16 protein-coding genes and 1 pseudogene are annotated in these 17,523 nt (G+C 72.7%); 11 read left to right on the top strand and 6 right to left on the bottom strand.

The window, feature by feature from the left end; translation table 11 throughout:
- The first annotated feature begins 31 nt into the window (after nucleotides 1-31).
- Genes C0R66_RS15645 through C0R66_RS15635 form a run of 3 tightly spaced genes read left to right on the top strand, consistent with a single transcriptional unit; the run spans nucleotide 32 to nucleotide 1,962 of the window.
- Nucleotides 32-292: a DUF4229 domain-containing protein gene (locus C0R66_RS15645; RefSeq protein WP_101525489.1), complete on the top strand. Its 261-nt coding sequence runs from the start codon at nucleotides 32-34 to the stop codon at nucleotides 290-292.
- A 57-nt stretch (nucleotides 293-349) separates the two neighbouring features.
- Nucleotides 350-1,621, top strand: a complete 1,272-nt coding sequence (locus C0R66_RS15640) for a GNAT family N-acetyltransferase (protein WP_158648071.1) — start codon at nucleotides 350-352, stop codon at nucleotides 1,619-1,621.
- A gap of 41 nt (nucleotides 1,622-1,662) precedes the next feature.
- Entirely contained in the window at nucleotides 1,663-1,962 is a 300-nt protein-coding gene (locus tag C0R66_RS15635; RefSeq protein WP_101525487.1) for an antibiotic biosynthesis monooxygenase family protein, read from the top strand.
- A gap of 13 nt (nucleotides 1,963-1,975) precedes the next feature.
- Here the strand turns inward: C0R66_RS15635 and C0R66_RS15630 are convergent, their stop codons facing one another.
- The gene (locus C0R66_RS15630; RefSeq protein WP_101525486.1) at nucleotides 1,976-2,860 is read right to left on the bottom strand and encodes a 1,4-dihydroxy-2-naphthoate polyprenyltransferase; all 885 of its coding nucleotides are present in this window, start codon (nucleotides 2,858-2,860) and stop codon (nucleotides 1,976-1,978) included.
- Nucleotides 2,857-3,687 (bottom strand): acyl-CoA thioesterase domain-containing protein, encoded by an 831-nt coding sequence (locus tag C0R66_RS15625; RefSeq protein WP_101525485.1) that lies wholly within the window; start codon nucleotides 3,685-3,687, stop codon nucleotides 2,857-2,859. Before C0R66_RS15625 ends, C0R66_RS15630 begins: the two co-directional genes overlap by 4 nt.
- A 97-nt stretch (nucleotides 3,688-3,784) precedes the next feature.
- On the opposite strand from C0R66_RS15625, the gene C0R66_RS15620 reads away from it, so the two are divergent.
- The gene (locus tag C0R66_RS15620; protein ID WP_101526301.1) at nucleotides 3,785-4,498 is read left to right on the top strand and encodes an AAA family ATPase; all 714 of its coding nucleotides are present in this window, start codon (nucleotides 3,785-3,787) and stop codon (nucleotides 4,496-4,498) included.
- Nucleotides 4,499-4,678: 180 nt separating this feature from the next.
- On the opposite strand, the pseudogene C0R66_RS15615 reads toward C0R66_RS15620, so the two are convergent.
- Together C0R66_RS15615 and C0R66_RS15610 are read right to left on the bottom strand one after the other, a co-directional pair.
- Nucleotides 4,679-5,794 (bottom strand): annotated as a pseudogene (locus C0R66_RS15615) (MFS transporter); the annotation flags it as partial.
- Between the two features lie 107 nt (nucleotides 5,795-5,901).
- The gene (locus C0R66_RS15610) at nucleotides 5,902-7,296 is read right to left on the bottom strand and encodes an HNH endonuclease signature motif containing protein (protein ID WP_101525484.1); all 1,395 of its coding nucleotides are present in this window, start codon (nucleotides 7,294-7,296) and stop codon (nucleotides 5,902-5,904) included.
- A 234-nt stretch (nucleotides 7,297-7,530) separates the two neighbouring features.
- Here C0R66_RS15610 and C0R66_RS15605 point away from each other — a divergent pair, with 234 nt between their 5' ends.
- The 4 genes from C0R66_RS15605 to menD are packed head-to-tail and all read left to right on the top strand — an operon-like array spanning nucleotide 7,531 to nucleotide 12,725.
- The gene (locus tag C0R66_RS15605) at nucleotides 7,531-9,078 is read left to right on the top strand and encodes a M28 family metallopeptidase (RefSeq protein WP_199286708.1); all 1,548 of its coding nucleotides are present in this window, start codon (nucleotides 7,531-7,533) and stop codon (nucleotides 9,076-9,078) included.
- Nucleotides 9,079-9,100: 22 nt separating this feature from the next.
- The gene (locus C0R66_RS15600) at nucleotides 9,101-10,123 is read left to right on the top strand and encodes an AMP-binding protein (protein WP_241901476.1); all 1,023 of its coding nucleotides are present in this window, start codon (nucleotides 9,101-9,103) and stop codon (nucleotides 10,121-10,123) included.
- Nucleotides 10,120-11,106 carry an o-succinylbenzoate synthase gene (locus C0R66_RS15595; RefSeq protein ID WP_277869131.1) on the top strand — a complete coding sequence of 329 codons (987 nt, stop codon included), beginning with the start codon at nucleotides 10,120-10,122 and terminating at the stop codon, nucleotides 11,104-11,106. The genes C0R66_RS15600 and C0R66_RS15595 overlap by 4 nt, the downstream gene beginning before the upstream one ends.
- The gene (menD, locus tag C0R66_RS15590) at nucleotides 11,103-12,725 is read left to right on the top strand and encodes a 2-succinyl-5-enolpyruvyl-6-hydroxy-3-cyclohexene-1-carboxylic-acid synthase (RefSeq protein WP_101525483.1); all 1,623 of its coding nucleotides are present in this window, start codon (nucleotides 11,103-11,105) and stop codon (nucleotides 12,723-12,725) included. Before C0R66_RS15595 ends, menD begins: the two co-directional genes overlap by 4 nt.
- 79 nt (nucleotides 12,726-12,804) lie before the next feature.
- Here menD and C0R66_RS15585 read toward each other — a convergent pair whose 3' ends face one another.
- Nucleotides 12,805-14,022 carry a glycoside hydrolase family 16 protein gene (locus C0R66_RS15585; RefSeq protein ID WP_101525482.1) on the bottom strand — a complete coding sequence of 406 codons (1,218 nt, stop codon included), beginning with the start codon at nucleotides 14,020-14,022 and terminating at the stop codon, nucleotides 12,805-12,807.
- A 136-nt stretch (nucleotides 14,023-14,158) separates the two neighbouring features.
- On the opposite strand from C0R66_RS15585, the gene C0R66_RS15580 reads away from it, so the two are divergent.
- Nucleotides 14,159-14,797: an MBL fold metallo-hydrolase gene (locus tag C0R66_RS15580; RefSeq protein ID WP_101525481.1), complete on the top strand. Its 639-nt coding sequence runs from the start codon at nucleotides 14,159-14,161 to the stop codon at nucleotides 14,795-14,797.
- 18 nt (nucleotides 14,798-14,815) lie between these two features.
- Here the strand turns inward: C0R66_RS15580 and C0R66_RS15575 are convergent, their stop codons facing one another.
- Nucleotides 14,816-16,147: an isochorismate synthase gene (locus C0R66_RS15575; protein ID WP_101525480.1), complete on the bottom strand. Its 1,332-nt coding sequence runs from the start codon at nucleotides 16,145-16,147 to the stop codon at nucleotides 14,816-14,818.
- Nucleotides 16,148-16,271: 124 nt separating this feature from the next.
- Here C0R66_RS15575 and C0R66_RS15570 point away from each other — a divergent pair, with 124 nt between their 5' ends.
- Complete coding sequence (locus C0R66_RS15570; RefSeq protein ID WP_101525479.1) at nucleotides 16,272-16,961, top strand: demethylmenaquinone methyltransferase; 690 nt, start codon at nucleotides 16,272-16,274, stop codon at nucleotides 16,959-16,961.
- A 175-nt stretch (nucleotides 16,962-17,136) separates the two neighbouring features.
- On the top strand, nucleotides 17,137-17,520 hold the full coding sequence (locus C0R66_RS15565; RefSeq protein ID WP_476703559.1) for an NADH-quinone oxidoreductase subunit A: 384 nt from the start codon (nucleotides 17,137-17,139) through the stop codon (nucleotides 17,518-17,520).
- The last annotated feature ends 3 nt before the right edge of the window (nucleotides 17,521-17,523 follow it).

Genomic DNA, 17,523 nt, shown 5'->3' with positions numbered 1-17,523 from the left:
GCTGGACCCCCGGTGAGCCTAGAGTTGAGGCGTGAAGGAGTTCCTCGTCTACAACGTCCTGCGCCTGCTGCTCCTGGTTGCCTCCGTGGCGCTGGTGGGTGCCGTCTGGGCCATGTTCGCCGACACCATCCCGGTGCTCGGCGTGCTCGTGGTGGCCCTGCTGCTCTCCGGCGTGGTGTCGTGGTTCGCCCTCCGTGGACCGCGGGCGGCGCTGGCCCTGAAGATCCAGCAGCGGGCCGATCGCGCCTCCGCGGCGTTCGAGGCGCACAAGGCGCGCCAGGACGAGGACTGACCCCGCCGGAGTCCCCCGCGACGTCGCGGGGCGCAGGCGCCGCATAGCGTGGCGGGTGTGAACCTCGACTTCGCGATCCTCGACCCGCACGACGACTCCGCCGACAACCAGGCCCGGCTGGCCGGCTGGTTCAGCGCGGTGAACCGCGGCTTCCACCAGGCGCGGCCCAAGGACGAGACCCGGGAACGCTGGCTGCGCAACGTCCGGTCGGACGGGGCGGTCCTGCGGGGGGCCTGGCTCCCGGCCACGGCGTACGGCGCGGGCCCGATGCCGGTGGCGACCTTCGCGCACTGGGCGGGCGAGCTCAACACGGGAGCCGGGACGCTGCCGCTGCACCAGATCAGCGAGGTCACGGTGAGCCCCGCCCACCGGCGCAAGGGCCTGCTGCGCCGGATGATGACCGCCGACCTGGACGACGCGGTGGCGGCGGGGCGGCCGCTGGCGGCGCTGACGGTCTCGGAGGGCTCGATCTACGGCCGGTTCGGCTTCGGGCCCGCGACCTGGCGCGCCAAGGTGGAGATGGACGTCTCGGCGCGCTTCGCGGTGCCCGGCTATCGGCCCTACGGCCGGTTCGAGCTGGTGGAGCCGGCCGACCTGTGGCCCACCCAGCGCCACCTCTTCGACGCCTGGCACGCCCAGCAGCGCGGCTCGGTGAGCCGGCACTCCGGCTACGACGCCCTGTCGCGGGGGGAGTGGGACCCCGAGGAGCAGGCGCCCGACGAGAAGCTGCGCGCCGCGGTCCACCTCGACGCCGACGAGCAGCCGGACGGCTACGTGCTCTACCGGCACTCCGGCTGGGACCGCCCCTACACGGCCACGGTCCAGGACCTGGTGGGGCTGACCCCCCAGGCCGAGCTGGCGCTGTGGACGTTCCTGGGGGACCTCGACCTCTGCGAGCTGGTCAAGGCGAAGACCCAGGTGGACGCCCCGATCACCTGGGCCCTGGCCGACCCGCAGTGCCGCTCGGTGGCGGGGGTCGAGGACCACATCTGGCTGCGGGTGCTCGACGTGCCGGTCGCCCTGGAGGGGCGGCCCTGGTTCGGCGACGGGTCGGTCCTCCTCGGGATCACCGACTCCCTGGGACACGCCCACGGCGCCTGGCGGGTGAGCGTGCGCGACGGGAAGGCCCAGGTCGCGCAGGCGTCGGCGGACCCCGCCGCCGGCGAGGTACGGCTCGACGTGGGCACCCTGGGCGCGCTCTACCTCGGCGGCACCCGGGTCAGCACGCTGGCGGACGCGGGACGGGTCTCGGGCAGTCCCGAGGCGGTGCGGGCCTGGGCGGCGCTGGCCGACGGCGGGCCGGCGCCGTACTCGCGGACCTCGTTCTGAGCCGACGACCAGCCAGAGCATCGTGCCTCTAGCCTGGGGCCATGATCACCGAGCAGGCGCTGCTGCCCGTCGTACCGGGCCGCGAGCAGGAGTTCGAGGAGGCCTTCGCCTCCGCCACGGCCATCATCTCGGCGGCCCCCGGTTTCCGGCGGCTGAGCCTGTCGCGGTGCGTGGAGCGGCCCAGCGGCTACCTGCTGCTGGTGGAGTGGGAGACCCTGGAGGACCACACCGAGGGGTTCCGGGGCTCGCCGGGCTACCAGGAGTGGCGGCGGCTGCTGCACCACTTCTACGAGCCGTTCCCGGTGGTGGAGCACTTCGCCCCGGTGCTCGAGGTGGGTTGACCCGCCCGGGCCCTCAGGGGACCAGCAGGAAGACCACCACGAGCCCGGCCCACCACAGCTGCCCGGTGCCGGTCTGGGCCAGCACCGGGATCAGCGCCGGGCCGCGGGCGCCGCTGAGCACGGTGCGCACCGCGGGCGTCATCGGCACCACGAACGCCAGCGCCGGCAGCACCCACCAGTGGGTGGCGGCGGCCACCGCGACCACCGCGGCGGCGGCCAACGCGACCAGCAGCACGTAGAAGTAGCGGGTGCGCTCCTCTCCGAGCCGCACCGCCAGGGTGTTCTTGCCCGCGACGGTGTCGCTGGGGATGTCGCGCAGATTATTGGTCACCAGGATGGCGCAGGCGAGCGCGCCGACCCCGACGCCGGCGTAGAGCGCCGCCCACTCGAAGGTCTCGGTCTGCACGTAGGTGGTGCCGACCACCGCCACCAGCCCGAAGAACACGAAGACCATGACCTCGCCGAGCCCCAGGTAGCCGTAGGGGGACTTGCCCCCGGTGTAGAACCAGGCCGCCAGGATGCAGACCGCGCCGACGGCCACCAGCCACGGCGCGGTGGTCGCTGCCAGCACCAGCCCGGCCAGGCCCGCGACGCCGAAGGCGGCGAAGGCCGCCCGCTTCACCGCGGCTGGCGTGGCCCGGCCCGATCCCACCAGGCGCATCGGACCGACCCGGTCCTCGTCGGTGCCGCGGATGCCGTCGGAGTAGTCGTTGGCGTAGTTCACGCCCACCTGGAGGGCCAGGCTGACCAGCAGGGCCAGCAGGGCCTTCCACCACACCAGCGAGTCGACGTACGCCGCGACGCCGGTGCCGGCGAGGACCGGCGCGATCGCGGCGGGGAAGGTGCGTGGCCGGGCGCCGGCGACCCAGTCCGACCGGGTGGCGGCGGGGGCGCTCATGCGCGGGGCTCTCGCTGGTAGGTCATGCCGTCGGAGAGGTCCACGGTGCGGCGGCTGTTGGCCAGCGCGGTGACGGTGGCGACGCCGAACGCGCCCTCGCGGTCGTAGACGGTGGCCGAGCCCACGGCGATGCCGTCACAGGCGTGGTGGTCGGTGGCCACCAGCCCGACCTTGACGCCCGCAGGGGGACGGGACATGGAGAGGGTGATGTCGCTGTTGATGTACTGCACGCCCTCGGTGCCCCAGTTGGTCACCAGGCTGGTGGCGTCGGCGATGCTCGCGGCGGCCACGAAGCCGCTCGGCTTCTCGCCGAGCACGATGGGGATGGCGGTCTGCCAGGTCTGCTTGCGGGAGGCGTTCTGGTGCTTGCTGAAGTCCTGGGACCAGCCGGCCTCGCTGTGGAAGAACGGGATGTGCGGGTCGTCGGTGTCCGGCGCGATCTCGGTCGAGGGCGGCTCGGGGACGTCGTCGGGGGACCACACCGTGCCGCTGGGGTCCTCCGAGCGCCGCAGCAGCACCGCGCTGGCCCGAGCCACGGGCTGGCCGTCCTGCAGCAGCGTCGCGTCGATCAGGCACAGCCGCGGTCCTTGGCGCACCACGGTGGTGGTGAGCTCGCACGGGTCCATGGAGGCCGACCGGAACAGGTCCACGGTGTAGCGCGAGGGCACCAGGTCCTCGCGACCCAGGGCGGTGGCCTGCTGCTCGATGGCGCGGGCGAGCGCGCCGCTCACCGCCAGGCCGTGCATCTGGTCGTCGCGCCACATGCTGCGCGCTAGGTCCAGGGGGACGAGTCGGTCGCCGTCGAGGCGGAAGAAGGCCAGATCCACCAGAGGATTGAAGCAGGCTGGACCGTTCCGCCCACACCCGGCGTGGCCGCGCCGGTGCCGGGGGTCGCTGGTCCTCGCCGCCGGTACGGTGTCGGCCGTGGACCTCGCCCAGCCTCCGGTACGTCGTGTGGAGCTGGCCGACTCCGGGGCCCCGACCCCCAGCGGCTGGCCGTTCGATCTCCCGGCCGTCGCCCAGCTGGCGCGCGAGGGTCTGGACCTGGCGCCCGGCGTGACCTTCCTGGTCGGGGAGAACGGGTCCGGCAAGTCCACCCTCGTCGAGGGGATCGCCCAGGCCTACGGTCTCTCTCCGGAGGGCGGCTCCACCGCCAGCCGGCACTCCACCCGGGCGAGCGAGTCGCCGCTGGGTGACGCCCTCGTGGTGCGCCGGGGTCTCTCCGCGAGCCGGTGGGGCTTCTTCCTGCGCGCCGAGACGATGCACGGCTGGTACTCGTACCTGGAGAGCCTCGGTGGCGACGACGTGCGGTTCCACGAGATGAGCCACGGCGAGTCGTTCCTCGCGGTGCTGGAGACCCGGTTCAACGCCAAGGGCTTCTTCTGCCTCGACGAGCCCGAGGCTGCCCTCTCCTTCACCTCCACCCTGGGGCTGGTCGCGGTGCTGCAGCGGGTCGTCGCCGCGGGCGGCCAGGTGCTCTGCGCCACCCACTCACCCGTCCTCGCCGCGATGCCCGGTGCGCGGATCCTGGAGGTCGGGCACTGGGGTCTGCGCGAGGCCGAGTGGGCCGACCTCGACCTGGTCCGCCACTGGCGCGCGTTCCTGGCCGCTCCCGAGCGCTACCTGCGCCACCTGTAGCGCTCGCGCTGCCCCGACGGCTGCCTCCGGAGGCGGCCCATGCTGCACGAGGAACCGCTCGGCCATCCGGACGCTGGGGTGGATGCCCACCGACGCCGCGACGATGATCAGCGCGATCAGCAGCCATCCGGCGACGCCCCACTGCATCGCCAGGAACATGTAGAGCGCCGGCGCCCAGACCCGTCCCAGGGTGCCGGTGAGCTCCGAGACGCCCTGGTACTCGCCGCGCCGCCGCGGGTCCATCAGGTCCGCCTCGAAGGACCAGCTCGCGGCGGACAGGAAGAGCTCGGCCCCGGTCAGCGCCATGTGTCCCAGCAGCAGCAGCACCACGGTAAGCCAGCCCACGGTCTCGTGGGTGGCCACCGTGATGGCGCAGGAGAGGATGAAGAAGGCGGTGGAGACCCGGATGCCGCGCAGTCCGGTGGTGGCGTCCCGGATGCCCCGCGCCGCCGCCATCGGCAAGAAGATGCACATCACCGTGTTGGTGCCCAGCAGCAGGGCCACCAGGACCCGGGGCGCGTCGGTCTGGGCGAGCAGCCAGGCCGGGATGACCAGGTGGAGCAGGACCTGGTTGGTCCACAGCACGCCCCCGAAGAACGTCACGCCCAGCCAGCCCGGGTTCCGCAGCGGACCAGGCCCGGGGACCTTGGTCTTCCGCTCCTCGGGCGTGCGGTCGTCGTGGGAGGCGTTGGGCAGTCGCAGCACGAACGCGCAGTTGACGGAGAAGACGACGGCGGTGAACCAGGGGATGATCCGGATCAGCTGGTTGGACTCCGCGGCCAGCGCGACGCCGCCCACCAGCGCGCCCAGGGTGAAGCCGAGGTTGAGCGCGGAGTACATGTAGGCGCGGGACAGCACCCGCTCCTGCGACGGCAGGACGTCGATCGTGTAGGCGCCGTGCGCGGCGCCGCCGAGCGCCCCGATCACCTCCATGGTGATCGCCATCGCCAGGTAGCCCGCGAAGTTCTCGATGAACGGCCAGACCGCGAAGGTCGCTGCCTGACCTGCGGCGCTCAGTGCCCACATCCGCTTCGGGCCGAACCGGTCAACCAGCTTGCCCATCGGCAGGGCGGCCAGGAAGCTGGCGATCCCGGCCAGGGTGAGCCCCAGGCCCACCTGGGTGAAGCTGAGGCCGACGACCTCGGTGAAGAAGACCAGGGACCCGGTCATGAAGATGCCGTCGCCGAGGGCGTAGAGCAGGTTCTGCACCGCTAGCCGGCCGGCGAGGCGGGAGGGTGGCCGGACGGAGTGGACGAGCTGCCGGGCGCGGGAGGGGGGTGACGACACCGGCAACATCTTGTCCTGGGTGGTTGTCGGTGTCGCGCCATTTTCGGACGTGACCCTGGCCACGCACCCGCGGTCGTGGTGCTGCACTGCAGCCGGTTCCTCGGGTCGCCGCATGCCTACCTGCGGCACCTCATCGACTGAACTGGGGCTGAGCGACCGGGTCCGGCTGAGCCGGGTCGCTGCGTCACGTCGAGGGTCCCGGCGTGGTCGCGGAGGAACTGCTGCCCGTAGGGGTCGGACCAGAGCCAGGTGCCGGTGTCGAGGGTGGTGTAGCGCCACCCGGCGTGGGTCTTGAGCCGGTGGTGCCGTCGGCACAACGGGGCGAGGTTGCAGTCGCAGGTCGGACCACCGGCACCGTGCGGCACCACGTGGTCGTGGTCGCAGTGACGGGACGGGCGGGTGCACCAGGGGAAGACGCACGTCCCGGTGAGCAGGTCCACCCGGTCCTTGGTGCGCAGCGGGATCTCGTAGCGGTCGGTCTCGGTGTGGTCGGCCAGGTCGATCACCGGCAGCACCTGCAGGTGGCTGTCGCTCCGGCCGCACCACTCGCGGATCGTCTGCTCCAGCTCGGCCCGCCCGAGGGTGCCGTTGCGGCCCACCGGGTCGCGCCCGGCCAGGTGGTCGGGCGTGAGGTGCAGGACCAGCCGGACCTGCTTGCGCGGCTTGGGAGCACGGGCGCCGTGGAGCAGCGCCAGGGCCTGGGCGGGGTCGGCCACCACCCCCACCGCTCGTGCTCGGCGGACGTCCAGCGAGTCGGCGGGACGACCTGCCGCGGCGTCGAGGGTCGCCAGCGCCGCGGCGACGTCGGAGAGCGTCCGGTCGAAGTCGTGCAGGTCCTTCCAGTCGGCGCGCAGGGACATCTCGGCGATCGCGGAGTCGTTGATCGACCCCTCGTGCAGGCGGGCGTAGCGGGCGTCCAGCGCCTCGAGCTGCTCCTGCTCCCGCTCCTCGGGGTGCAGGCGCAGCATCGCCTCGTCGATGAGCCGGTCGAGCACGGTGACCCCGATGCGGTGGGCGACCGGCGCGAGGTTGGCGTCCAGCCAGTCGGAGACGTCGCGGGGGCGACCGACCAAGGCCTTGGCGATCCGACGAGCCCGCCAGGCCTCGACCTGGCAGCTCAGCACGCGCTGCCACAGCATGGGCATCCGGTGGCGGACGATGAGTGCGTCGCGGATCAGCAGGTCGGCCGCGAGCGTCGTACGCCCCAGGGCCGCGCCCAGGGGTGCGGCCGCCGACCACGACCAGCCGGGGATGAGTCCGTTGCCGAGGCCGTGCGGGTCCTCGGGGCAGGGACCAGCACACCCGCCGCCGTAGTCGCCGCGAGACGGATCGTCGCTCTCGCACCCCGCGGCGCACGGTCGCGGAGCGCCCGTGCCTTGGTCGGGGTGGGCGTCGGCCCACTCGGCGGCCAGCACGAAGGTCTCCATCTCGGCGCGGCACGAGACGTCGCGCAGCCGGCGGACGCGATCGATCATCTCGGTGCTCGTCCCGGTCTCCTGCAGTGCTGTCATGCTTCCATTGTGTTCGAACACCTGTTCGATCCGCAAGGGGTTGCCTGGCCCTGTGGACTACGGCGGCCACGCCCCTCGTTTGGGGTAAACGGACGCTGGGGTGCGAACTGCGGACGCTCCGCTCTTGTCACCTCCGCGACCGCAGCGCCAGGATGCGATACGGCCGGAAGGCCCGCGGCCGCCCTCTCGGAAAGGGTCATCGAAGTGAACCGTCCTACCCCTGCCGCGCGCTCGATGCGCACACCAGCCATCGCTGTGGGTGCCCTGCTCCTGGCGAGCACCGCACTCACCGCACCCGCCCTAGCCGAGGACCCGGCGCGTGGACCGGGTGCGAAGGAACACCCGCACGGACACCACAAGAGCCACCACAAGAGCCACCCCAAGAGCCACCCCAAGGGTCATCAGCACGGACCCAAGGTCACCTCCGAGAGCCTGCGGCGCGCCGTCACCGTGCGCGGCGTGATGAACCACCTGAGGGCCTTCCAGGCGATCGCCGAGGACAACGACGGCACCCGGTCCTCCGGCACGCCGGGCTACCGGGCCTCGGTGCGCTACGTGGTCGGCAAGCTGCGCAGCGCCGGCTACCGCCCCGAGGTCCAGCAGTTCGCCTTCCCCTACTTCGAGCAGCTCGGCCCCTCGGTGCTGCAGCAGGTCTCGCCCACCCCGACGACGTACGTCGAGGACACCGACTACTCGCTGATGACCTACTCCGGGAACGGCGACGTCACGGCGCCGGTCCAGGCCGTCGACCTCAACCTCGGCGACCTCGCGGGCTCCACCAGCGGCTGCGAGGCCAGCGACTTCGCGGGCTTCACCGCCGGCAACATCGCGCTCGTGCGCCGGGGGAGCTGCACCTTCGGGGTCAAGGTCGCCAATGCCGAGGCCGCCGGCGCGGTGGGCGCGATCGTGATGAACAGCGGGGTGCCCGGTGCCACCGACCCCTTCGCCGGCACCTTGGGCGAGCCGGCAGGCATCCCCGCCGTCGGCGCCTCGTTCGCCCTGGGCCAGGCGCTGGCCCAGGCCGGGGCGGTCACGGTGCGCCTCGCGGCGGACACCGCCTCGGAGACCCGGCAGACCTGGAACGTGACCGCGGAGACCAGGCACGGTCGCGACGACAACGCGGTGATGGCCGGCGCGCACCTCGACAGCGTCGTGGACGGGCCCGGCATCAACGACAACGGCAGCGGCAGCGCGGCCCTGCTGGAGGTCGCGCTCAAGATGGCGAAGGCCAAGACGCGCAACACCGTCCGCTTCGCCTGGTGGGGGGCCGAGGAGTTCAGCCTGCTCGGCTCCGAGCACTACGTCGACGACCTGGTCGCCAACGACCCGGACCGGTTGGCCGAGATCGCGCTCTACCTCAACTTCGACATGATCGCCTCGCCCAACTACGTGCTGGGCGTCTACGACGGTGACGCCTCCGACTTCGAGGCGGAGCCGCCGGAGGGGTCGGCGCAGATCGAGGAGGTCTTCACCGACTACTTCGCCAGCGTCGGGCTCCCGTCCGTGCCCTCGGAGTTCAGCGGACGCAGCGACTACGGCCCCTTCATCGCCCAGGACATCCCTGCCGGTGGGCTGTTCACCGGGGCGGAGGGGGTCAAGACCGCGGCGGAGGCCGCGTTGTTCGGCGGGACCGCCGGGGTGGCGTACGACGAGTGCTACCACCAGGCGTGCGACGACCTGGACAACGTGAGCCGGGCGGCGCTGGACGCCAACTCCGACGCCATCGCCCACGCCGTCATCACCTACGCCCGGAGCACCTATGAGGTGAACGGGCGGCGCTGAGGGCGGGCGGTAACGTGCGGGGGTGAGCTTCCTCCGCCCGTCGTCCGACCCCACGACCGCCATCGGGCAGCTGCACGACTGGCTCGGTGCCGTCGAGCCGGAGCGTCTGGTCATCGAGACCTCCGGCTCGACGGGACGGCCCAAGCGGGTGCTGCTGAGCAGGGAGGCGGTGCTGGCCTCCGTGCACGCCACCGCCCACCGCCTCGGCGACGCGGGCGGTCCCGGCCAGGGTCGCTGGGCGCTGCGGCTGCCGTCGTCCTACGTCGCGGGGGTGCAGGTGATCGTGCGCTCCCTGGTGGCCGGCCACGAGCCGGTGCTCGACGGCTGGCAGGCCGCGGGCGAGGAGACGTCGTACACCTCGCTGGTGCCGACCCAGCTGCACCGGATGCTCCAGTCGCCCGAGGACGTCGCGGCCCTGCGGGGACTCCGCGCGGTGCTGCTGGGCGGCGGGCCGATCGACCCGGCGCTGCGCCGCCGGGCCGAGGACGAGGGCATCCGCCTGGTCGCCACCTACGGTGCCTCGGAGACCGCCGGCGGCTGCGTGTACGACGGCCTGCCCCTGGACGGCGTGGCCGTCGCGCTCGGCGCCCAGGGACGCATCCGGATCGCCGGTCCGACCCTCTTCAACGGCTACCTGGACGATCCCGAGCTGACGGCCCAGACCCTGGTCGACGGCTGGTACCTCACCGCCGACGCCGGCCGGATCGACGAGGACGGCCGGCTGCAGGTGCTGGGGCGGCTCGACGACGTGGTGGTCAGCGGTGGCGTCAACGTGCCGCTGCCGGCGGTGGCCCGGCGGCTGACCGAGCACGAGGACGTCGAGGCTGCCGAGGTGCTCGGGTTCCCCGACCCGGAGTGGGGGACCCGGGTGGTGGCCTTCGTCAGCGGCGCCGTCGACCCCGACGAGCTGCGCGAGTGGGTGGCAGCGGTGCACCCGCGGTCCTGGGCGCCGCGGCAGGTGGTGCGGCTCGCGGAGCTGCCGCTGCTCGACAACGGCAAGGTGGACCGGCAGGCCCTGCGCCGCTGCGTCGAGGACGCCTCGTGAGTCCGGAGCTGCGGGTCTTCTCGATCCCGATGCGCACCCGGTTCCGGGGGATCACCGTGCGCGAGGGCGCGCTGGTGCGCGGTCCCCGCGGCTGGGGCGAGTGGAGCCCGTTCCTGGAGTACCCCGCCGCGGTCGCCGAGCCGTGGCTGCGCGCTGCCCTGGAGGCCGCCGCGGGCGACTGGCCGGACCCGGTGCGCACCCGGGTCCCGGTCAACGTGACGGTCCCCGCGGTGGACCCGGAGCGGGCGCACGCGATCGTGCTCGCCGGTGGCTGCACCACCGCCAAGGTCAAGGTCGCCGAGCCCGGGCAGGAGCTGGCCCAGGACCAGGCCCGGCTCGAGGCGGTGCGAGCCGCCCTGGGGCCGGGAGGCAAGGTCCGGATCGACGCCAACGGCGCCTGGGACGTGGACCAGGCGGTGACCGCGATCCCGCTGCTGGACCGCGCCGCCGGCGGCCTGGAGTACGCCGAGCAGCCGTGCGCGGACGTCGAGGAGCTCGCCGCCGTACGTCGCCGGGTCTCGGTGCCGATCGCAGCAGACGAGTCCATCCGGCGCGCCGAGGACCCCTACCGGGTGCGCGACCTGGAGGCGGCCGACATCGCCGTGCTCAAGGTGCAGCCGCTCGGCGGGGTCCGGGCCTGCCTTCGCATCGCGGAGGACATCGGGCTGCCGGTGGTGGTCTCCTCGGCGCTGGAGAGCAGTGTGGGCATCGCCGCCGGGGTGGCCCTGGCGGCCGCGCTGCCCGAGCTGTCCCACGCCTGTGGCCTGGCCACCGTCCAGCTGCTGACCGACGACGTCGTGGACGATTCGTTGCTGCCCGTCGCCGGCCACCTGCCGGTGCACACGCCCGAGGTCAGCGAGGCCGCGCTGACTCGGCTCGCGGCGGCGCCGGACCGGGTCGCCCACTGGCAGGAGCGGCTGGCCCAGGTGCTCGCCCTCGGTGGGGGACCGGGATCGACCGTGGGGCAGGATCGGCGCTCGTGACCGACTCCTCCCACCTCGCCCGGCAGGTGGTGACCGCGCTGGTCGCCGCCGGGGTGCGCGAGGTCGTCCTCTCCCCGGGCTCGCGCAACGCACCCCTCTCCTTCGCCCTGTACGACGCCGACCGGGCCGGGCTGCTGCGGCTGCACACCCGCCTGGACGAGCGCACCGCCGGGTTCCTCGCCCTGGGGATGGCGAAGTCCTCCGGGCGGCCCGCGGCGGTGGTCTGCACCTCCGGCACGGCGGTGGCCAACCTCGGCCCGGCGGTCCTGGAGGCCCGGCATGCCGGCGTGCGGCTGGTGGTGGTGGCCGCGGACCGTCCCGCCAGGCTGCGCGGCACCAGCGCCAACCAGACCACCGAGCAGGTCGGTCTGCTCCCCGGCGCCCACGTCGTCGACCTGGCCGCCGGTGCCGGGGCCGAGGTGGCGCTGGCCGAGGCGCTGGACCGGGGCGCGCCGTGGGCGCCGGGACCGGTGCACCTCAACGTGCAGCTCGACGATCCCCTCACGCCGACCGACCGGTGGACCCCGGAGATCGCTGGCCTCCCGGACGGGGGAGCCGGCCCGGCCCGGCGTCGCTCCGGAGCCCCGGTGACCATCCCGCGCGGACCCCGGACCGTGGTGGTGGCCGGGGACGACGCGGGCCCGCCGGCCCGGGTGCTGGCCGAGGCCGGCGGCTGGCCGCTGCTGGCCGAGCCCACCTCGGGCTCCCGCACCGGCGCCAACGCGCTGCGCTGCTACCGCCTGCTGCTGGGCACCGACCTCGGCGAGCGCATCGAGCGGGTCGTGGTCAGCGGCCACTCGACGCTGTCCCGTCCGGTCAGCCAGCTGCTGGCGCGCCGCGACGTCGAGGTCTGGGACCTGGACGGGGGCGCCAGCGGCTTCGCACGTCCCTTCCCGGTCGACCGCACCGTCCCCTCGGCGCAGGTGGGCGCGGGGCCGCTGGACGAGTCCTGGCTGGCGCAGTGGCACGCCGCGGACGCCGACGTGGCTCGGCAGCTCGACCGGCTGCTCGCCGCGGAGGACGGCCTGACGCCGTACGAGGCGGCGGGTGCGGTGGCCCGGGCGCTGCCGGCCGCCGGGCTGCTCTTCGTCGGCGCCTCCAACCCGATCCGCGACCTGGACCTGATGGTGCCCCGCTACCGGGTCGGCGACCGCCGCAAGGTGATCGCCAACCGCGGCCTGGCCGGCATCGACGGCGTCCTGAGCAGCGCCATCGGGGCCGCGCTGGGGCGACCCCACGGCTCCCGCAACCTGGCCCTGATGGGCGACGTGACCTTCCTGCACGAGGCCGGAGGCCTGGTCCTGGGACCGGCCGAGGCCCGCCCCGACCTGACGGTGGTGGTGGTCAACGACGACGGGGGATCGATCTTCGCGGTGCTGGAGCAGGGTGCCCCGGAGTACGCCGACCGCTTCGACCGGCTCTTCGCGACCCCGCACGGGGTGGACCTGGCCGCCCTGTGCGCCGCCACCCGCACCCCGCACTGGGCGGTCTCCTCGCTGCCCGAGCTGGAGCACGCCCTGGCCCAGCCGGCCGGGGGGATCGAGGTGGTCGAGGTGGTGGTCCGGCGCGACGACCGGCGTGACCTGGACGCCCGGATCCGGGCACTGCGACCGGCCTGAGAGCAACGACGCGCCGCACCCCAGTGGGGTGCGACGCGTCGGATGCGGCTGCTGACCAGACAGGGTCAGCGGGGGTGGGTCACTTCTTCTCCCACACCCGGACCCAGTCGACGTACATGTGCTGGGGCAGCTTCTTCTCGCCGCCCAGCTGGCTGAGCTCGTAGTCCGAGCTCAGCAGCGACAGGATCGGGTACTGCGGCTGCCCGGAGACACCCTTGTTGCTGCGCCAGGTCTCCACGCCGTCGATGCGGAAGATGTAGGACTTGGGTGTCCACTCGACCGAGAACACGTGGTAGTTCTTGAACCAGTCGTCGTTCTTCTTGGCCAGGTACTTCTTGGTGCCCTTGAGCCAGTTGCCGGTCTTCACGCGCTGGCCGCCCTTGGCCCAGTGGTAGGTGAAGCTGGTCAGGCCCATGGAGTCCTTGGGGCCGGAGCCCTTGCCGAAGTACTCGATGACGTCGATCTCCGCGCCGCTCTCCTTCGGGTTGGTGGACCCGGGGACGTGGACCTGCGGCTGGAGCCAGAACGACCCGTGCTGACCGCGGGCCTTGGGGAACTTGATGCGCGCGGCGGTGATGCCGTACTTGAAGCTGTACTTGCCCTCGGTGGAGATGTGGCCGTTGAGGCGGTAGTCGAACTTGCCCGACACCTTGCCGCCGCGCTTGGCGACGCACTTGTCGGTGCGCGCGGGGTCCTTGATGACGCTCAGGCGGACGGTGCCGCGCGAGACGTTCACGGCCTCCGGGCCGCCACGCGAGCAGAGTCGGTTGCCCTCGGCGTTGTAGTCCGGGATGCGGTTGCTCCACGACTCGCCGAGAGTGGTGCCGTCGAAGCCGTCGGAGAACGACGGGGTCAGCCACGCCGCCGTGCTGGCCGACTTGGAGGTCCCGTTGCCCGCCTTGACGCGGTACTCGGCGGGCTTGCCGCCCCGGGTGGCGCCGGCCAGGAAGGTCAGCTTGCCCTTCTTGTCGGTCTTGCCCTTGCCGGCCTTCTTCCACGAGGAGCCGGACTTGACCTGCAGCGTCACCTTGGTGACCTTGCGGGGCTTGACCTGCACCGAGACCGGGGTCTTGGCGGAGTCGGGGCTGGCGACGCGCTTGCCGAACTGCGCGACCTGCGGCAGCACCTCGATGCTGATGCGCGTCTTGGCCTTGCGGGCCAGGGCGGGGCTGGCGGCGGCGACGTTGTCGGTTGCGGCGAGCTCCGTGGCGGAGCTGACCTGGGTGGTCATGATGAGGGCCGAGGCCGGCAGCAGCAGGGCTGCGGCGCTCATGGCGATCAAACGGCGTCCAGACATGCAGAATCCTGTTCGGGCGTTGGTGTAGTGGTCAGGGCCGCCCCCCAAGTACGGCGACGACCGGGGCCACGGTAACCGCTGAGGCGCGGAAAGGCGGACTCGACCTCGCCGGCCCCCACGGTTCTAGGCTGGTCCCATGAGGGTCACGAAGTTCGGTCATGCCTGTGTCCGGGTCCAGCACCAGGGGAGCACCCTGGTCGTGGACCCGGGCTCCTTCACCGGCGTCGAGGCGGTCTCCGGCGCCGACGTCGTGCTGATCACCCACGAGCACGTCGACCACTACCACCCCGACCACCTGCGAGCCTGCGCCGCGCAGATCGTCACCATTCCCGCGGTCGCCGAGCGGATCCGGGCCGACGCGCCGGAGCTGGCCGACCGGCTGCGGGTGGTCGTCCCCGGCGAGGAGCTCGACCTCGGGCTGCGGGTCACGGTGGTGGGGGAGCGGCACGCGGTGATCCACCAGGAGCTGCCGACCTTCGACAACAGCGGCTACCTGCTCGACGACGGAACGACCACGCTGTACCACCCCGGGGACGCTCTCACCCCGCCCGGCGTCGAGGTCGACCTGATGTGCGCGCCCGCCTCGGCGCCGTGGCTGAAGGTGGGGGAGGCCATCGACTTCGTCCGGGCGGTGGGGGCCCCGCGCAACCTGGCGATCCACGACGCCGTCTACTCCGAGACCGGTCTGGGCATCGTCGACGGCCACATGCAGCGGCTCAACGGGCCCCGCGGGCTGGGCTGGACCCGGCTGGGTGCCGGGGAGGACCTGGACTGAGGCCCGCCGGGCCGCTGGTCAGGACCGGGCGAGCGCGTCCCGCACCGGGACGAACTTGGCCTGCGACTCCGCGAGCTCGGCCTCGGGGACCGAGTCGGCCACGATCCCGCAGCCGGCGAACAGCCGCACGGTGCTGCCGTCCGGGCCGCTCTCCTCGACCGAGGCCGAGCGCAGCGCGATGCCCCACTCGCCGTCCCCGCGAGCGTCGATCCAGCCCACCGGTCCGGCGTACCGGCCGCGGTCCATGCCCTCGATCTGGTCGATCAGCGCGGTCGCCACCGGTGTGGGGGTGCCGCCCACCGCGGCGGAGGGGTGCAGCGCAGCGGCCAGCTGCAGCGAGGAGACCGTCTCCGCGTCGTGCACCACGCCGTTCACGTCGGTGGCCAGGTGCATGACGTTGGGCAGGTGCAGCACGAACGGCGCGTCGGGCACGTTCATCGAGGAGCAGTGCGGCTCGAGGGCGTCGGCGACCGAGCGGACGGCGTACTCGTGCTCCTCCAGGTCCTTGGAGCTGCGCGCCAGCGTCGCGGCCAGCGCCAGGTCGCGCTCGTCGTCGCCGGTACGGCGGATGGTGCCGGCCAGCACCCGGGAGGTGACCAGGCCCCGCTCGCGGCGCACCAGCATCTCCGGCGTGGCCCCGAACATCCCGTCGACGTGGAAGCTCCAGCACATGGGGTACTGCGCGACGAGCCGGGACAGCGGCCAGCGCACGTCGAGCTCGCTGGTGGTGGTGGCCAGCAGGTCCCGCGCCAGCACCACCTTGTCCAGGTCCCCCCGGCTGATCCGCGCCACCGCGTCGGCCACCACCGACATCCACTGGTCGCCGTTGAGGGCGCCGTCGGCGAAGTGCACCTCGTCGGGTGCGGCGGGCGGTTTCACCGGGGACCCGGTGAAACCCGCACTTCCACCCCGTTGCAACACCGCAGAACCGTCAGTTTCGCTCGCGAGGTCCGAGGCCAGACTGATCGTCGTGCGCCACGTCGTCGGGCCGCGCCGGCCGATGATCACCCGGGGCACCACCAGCACCGAGTCCCCGGGCTCGTCGGAGAAGGCGAACGAGCCGAAGGCGACCAGACCGGTGCCGGGCTCGCCGACCTCGTCGTGCACGGTGGCCCGCACGGTCTGCTCGGTCCACCACTTGTCGGCGTCGCTGAACCGGGTGGCGCCGCTGGTGCGGACCTCGGCGGCGACGCCCCAGCCGACGAGCCCGTCTCCCTTGCGGAGCCAGGTGACGGGACGGTCGTCGGGCACGCCGCCCAGCAGGTCTTCGGCGACCTCGCCGGGGTCGACCGCGACGGTCCGTACGACCAGCGGGTCACCGGAGACAGGGACGGCCGCGCGGTTGCTCACCCGGCCAAGACTACCGGCGGGTCATGCCGCGCCGCCCGGGACCGGGGCACTGGCGCGACGCCGGTCGGGTGCGCACCGGCGAACCCGTGCAGGTGCGTGCGCCACGTCACCGTAGGCTCAGCCCGTGGCCCGTGCAGAACTCGACAAGCAGCCGACCGACGTACGACGGATGTTCGACGCGGTGGCGCGTCGCTACGACGTCACCAACGACGTCCTCTCCCTGGGACAGGACCGACGCTGGCGCCAGGAGGTCTTCGACGCCGTCGCACCCTCGCCCGGCGACCTGGTCCTCGACCTCGCCGCGGGGACCGGCACCTCCAGCGTCCCGTTCCACGAGGCGGGCGCGACGGTGGTGCCGTGCGACTTCTCCTTGGGCATGCTCCAGGTCGGCAAGAAGGCGCGGCCGCACCTGCCGTTCACCGCTGGTGACGGCACCCGGCTGCCCTTCGCGGACGACACCTTCGACGCGGTCACCATCTCCTTCGGCCTGCGCAACATCGTCGACCCCCTCGCGGGCCTCGCCGAGATGCGCCGGGTGACCCGTCCCGGCGGCACCCTGGTGGTCTGCGAGTTCAGCCACCCGACCTGGAAGCCGTTCCGCACCGTCTACCTGGAGTACCTGATGAAGGCGCTGCCCGCGATCAGCCGGGCCGTCTCCTCCAGCCCCGACGCCTACGTCTACCTGGCCGAGTCGATCCGCGCCTGGCCGGACCAGGCGGGACTCGCGGACCTGGTCGCCCGGGCGGGCTGGCAGGAGTCGCAGTGGCGCAACCTCAGCGGCGGGATCGTGGCGCTGCACCGCGCTTCCGCGTAGCCCTCGCAGCCAGCGAATATCGCAACGCCGAGAGCCGCTAAATCAGCAGGTCAGGGGCGTCGCGCCGGGGTGGAGCCCCGGTTGGTGACTGTGTCGGACTTCATGCCTAGACTGTGGGCCGCACCACTCGTGAAGAGTTTCACAAGGTCACATGTCGACCGGTCGTCGCGAGTGGGTGACGGCTAGGAAGGGGAACTTGATGGAGCTCTACACACCGGTGCTGGTGCTGGCGATCCTCGCGGCCGGATTCGCCGTCGTCTCGGTGGCCACCAGCGCGGTCCTGGGCCCGAAGCGCTACAACCGGGCCAAGGTCGACTCCTACGAGTGCGGCATCGAGCCCACTCCGCAGCCGGTCGGTGGAGGACGCTTCCCGGTGAAGTACTACATCACCGCCATGCTCTTCATCGTCTTCGACATCGAGATCATCTTCCTGTACCCCTGGGCCGTCCACTTCGACGCCATGGAGGTCTTCGGGCTGGTCGAGATGGTGCTGTTCATCGCGACCGTGTTCGTTGCCTACGCCTACGTCTGGCGGCGTGGCGGATTGGACTGGGACTAGACA

Source organism: Nocardioides houyundeii, assembly GCF_002865585.1.
Taxonomy (GTDB): domain Bacteria; phylum Actinomycetota; class Actinomycetes; order Propionibacteriales; family Nocardioidaceae; genus Nocardioides; species Nocardioides houyundeii.
This window is presented reverse-complemented; position numbering and strand designations above follow the sequence as displayed.

Bases quoted from the DNA above. Each gene is read 5' to 3' on its own strand.
- C0R66_RS15610 (WP_101525484.1), bottom strand. From the start codon at position 7,296: ATGACAGCACTGCAGGAGACCGGGACGAGCACCGAGATGATCGATCGC.
- C0R66_RS15605 (WP_199286708.1), top strand. From the start codon at position 7,531: ATGCGCACACCAGCCATCGCTGTGGGTGCCCTGCTCCTGGCGAGCACC.
- C0R66_RS15580 (WP_101525481.1), top strand. From the start codon at position 14,159: ATGAGGGTCACGAAGTTCGGTCATGCCTGTGTCCGGGTCCAGCACCAG.
- C0R66_RS15630 (WP_101525486.1), bottom strand. From the start codon at position 2,860: ATGAGCGCCCCCGCCGCCACCCGGTCGGACTGGGTCGCCGGCGCCCGG.
- C0R66_RS15585 (WP_101525482.1), bottom strand. From the start codon at position 14,022: ATGTCTGGACGCCGTTTGATCGCCATGAGCGCCGCAGCCCTGCTGCTG.
- C0R66_RS15635 (WP_101525487.1), top strand. From the start codon at position 1,663: ATGATCACCGAGCAGGCGCTGCTGCCCGTCGTACCGGGCCGCGAGCAG.